The 2,787-nt window shown below is 47.5% G+C and carries 3 protein-coding genes; 2 read left to right on the plus strand and 1 reads right to left on the minus strand.

What is annotated here, in order from left to right; all coding sequences use genetic code 11:
* The coding region (gene tnpA / locus J0895_RS11465) for an IS200/IS605 family transposase (RefSeq protein ID WP_207088223.1) at nucleotides 1-301 on the plus strand (301 nt) is incomplete at its 5' end.
* 214 nt (nucleotides 302-515) lie between these two features.
* On the opposite strand, the gene pdxA is transcribed toward tnpA, so the two are convergent.
* Complete coding sequence (gene pdxA, locus J0895_RS11470; protein ID WP_207088225.1) at nucleotides 516-1,562, minus strand: 4-hydroxythreonine-4-phosphate dehydrogenase PdxA; 1,047 nt, start codon at nucleotides 1,560-1,562, stop codon at nucleotides 516-518.
* A gap of 361 nt (nucleotides 1,563-1,923) precedes the next feature.
* Between pdxA and J0895_RS11475 the strand changes: the two genes are divergently transcribed.
* Nucleotides 1,924-2,493, plus strand: a complete 570-nt coding sequence (locus J0895_RS11475; RefSeq protein ID WP_207088224.1) for a plasmid pRiA4b ORF-3 family protein — start codon at nucleotides 1,924-1,926, stop codon at nucleotides 2,491-2,493.
* Nucleotides 2,494-2,787: the final 294 nt, after the last annotated feature.

Here is a 2,787-nt window from a genome sequence, read left to right on the forward strand (position 1 = left end):
AAATATTGATTTGAGATTGAAGGAATTAATCAATCAGGCTGTAACAGAGATAGATTGCCAGGTGATTGCTGTAGAAAGTCATCTAGACCACGTACATTTATTTTTGCAGTCTAACCCTCTGATCGCCCCGAACCAGATTATTCACAAGGTAAAGGGACTTACTTCATTCCGCCTAAGAAAGGAATTTCCTGAGTTGATGAGACTCCCTAGTATGTGGACTAGGAGTTATTTCTGTGGCACGGCGGGGGCAGTTTCTGGGGAGACGATTAAGAGATATGTTGAGAACCAAAAAACTAAGTAATTGGTTAGCTACGTACCTACGCTAACCCCCTTATATCCCACGGCTAAAGCACGTGGGTTTTACGGCGTTTTCTATAAGGAATTTTCCCTCCGATATCCAGGGTTAGTTCATCCCCATAACTTAAACGAGCTGACCAACAGATTTGACCGATTATTCGCTGAAGGGTTTTTTTAGGGGCCATTGTATGGACTTGGCATTATTGGCTGTCTAGTGTTTATCCTTCAAATTCACTCATTCGCTGACTTCCTAATTCAGCGGCTAACCATAAAGCAGATTTCATACTAGCACAATCGGCGATGCCTTGTCCGGCGATATCGAAGGCGGTACCGTGGTCCGGGGAGGTGCGGATAAAGGGTAAACCGATGGTGGTGTTGACGGCTTTATCAAAGGCCATTAATTTGACTGGAATTAAGCCTTGGTCGTGGTAGAGGGCGAGATAGGCATCATGGGCATTTGTAGCGGTTCCAAACCAGGCTTGACCCGGTTTTACCCAGAGGGTATCTGGGGGGATTGGTCCATCAATTGTGGCTTGAGGATGGATGATTTGTTGTTGTTTTATCCAGGGGATTAACCAGTCTTTTTCTTCGGTGCCGAGTTGTCCGTTTTCTCCACTGTGGGGGTTGAGTCCGGAGATGGCGATGCGGGGGGTTTGGATGCCGAAGTCTTGGCGCAAGGATTCGATTAAGAGGTCTAGTTTCCAGGTGAGGAGTTCCGGGGTGAGGGCGTCGGGGACTTGGCGGAGGGGAATGTGGGTGGTGGCGAGGAGGGTGCGGAGGGTCCAGCGACTGTGGGGGGATTTGGCGACGAATAGCATTCCGAAGCGTTTGATTTGCGCGCTTTCGGCGAGGAGTTCGGTTTGTCCGGGATAGGGATGTCCGGCGGCTTTCCAGCAGGTTTTGGCGATGGGTCCGGTGACGATCGCCTGGAAGTCTCCGGCAAGGGTTCGGGCGATCGCCTCTTTCATATAAGCAAAACTGGCGGCACCGGATGCGGCATTGCCGGTCCCGAGGGCGATCGCCTCTTGGTTGAGGTCAATATCTAGGATAGGAAACTGTTCTGGATCGGCGATCGGCGTTTGTGATTTGAGTTGTTGATAGCACCCTTGCAGCAGTTTCCGACTGCCGACGAGGGTGATTTGACAATTTTGGGCGATTTCGGGGTCTGCTAGGGCTTTGAGGATGACTTCCGGACCGATTCCGGCAGGGTCTCCGAGGGTGACGGCGAGATGGGGACGGTTGGGGGTTGAGGGTTGGGTTTCCATGAGGGTTTTTGTGGGCGATCGCAGATATCGGCATATCGTCATTATTATTTCAGACTCCCGGGCCACTTCTTGGAGGACCGATGGATGAGAGGCCCAAAACCCGGTTTCTGGTCCTGATTGGGTGCTACTGGGGAGATGTTTTGGAAAGTAGCCGGTTCTAATGTTTCTCAATCAGTTTGGTCACTCGGTTGATTTCTTAAAACTTAACAATTTGAATGAAGATTGATTTGACGAACATGATAATATATTAGAGGACAAGTGTTTGTTGCTATTTTAACATTTTAGAGCGACGGCTCTTTCTTCTTATCGGTTAACAGCACGCAAACGATGCCTAACTAAAAGTTAACCCGGTTGTATCGTCATGAACCAGACAAAACCCAACGAGCATGAGTCAATTTATCAGATAAAAGTCACCATCAAAGAAAGTGAACCTCTGATTTGGCGGGAAATTCAAGTCCGAAGTCACATTACCCTCTATAAACTCCAGCGGATTTTACAAGTGGTAATGGGATGGGGAAATACCCATCTCCATCAATTCACAATTGATGGAACTTGTTATGGACAATCTCACCCCGAATATGGCTTAGAAATGAAAACCGAGCGCAGGGCGAGATTAGATGAATTGGTGCCCGAAGAAAATGCCAGCTTTATCTATGAATATAATTTAGATGATAGTTGGCTGCATGAAATTACAGTGGAAAAAATTCTGGAACCGACTACGGGAGTCCATTATCCCCGGTGTGTGGCAGGCGATCGCGCTTGTCCTCCAGAAGAATGTGGCGGCATTCGCGGGTATGCCGAGGTGTTAGAAATCCTCAAAAATCCTGAAGATCCAGACTATGCAGAAACCCGAGAATGGGTGAAGGAAGATTTTGACCCCGAGGTATTTGAACTCGATGAGGTGAATCGACATCTGAAATCCATTCGATAAATCCAGGAGAGGTTGGGGAAATAGACTCGACAATCTCTCTGGCAGTCTTGTCAGGGTAAATTTAACATACCCTGACAATTGGGCTGTGGGAAAAGGGGTAAGATGACCTCAAAGCAAAGGCAACAGAGAGACTCGTCCTGGATTGGGCAAAATAGAGGGCGATCGCCTACAATTAACAAATCAGATTTAGGACCCTGGAACTTTTTATCAATCAGGACTTAACATTATGGGGCTAACTATCAGTTATGATTTTAATTTAGGCTCAAACTCCATTGAACTGGCCCGAGAAAAAAT

It is taken from the genome of Phormidium pseudopriestleyi FRX01 (genome assembly GCF_017313335.1).
In the GTDB taxonomy this organism is placed as follows: domain Bacteria; phylum Cyanobacteriota; class Cyanobacteriia; order Cyanobacteriales; family Laspinemataceae; genus Laspinema; species Laspinema pseudopriestleyi.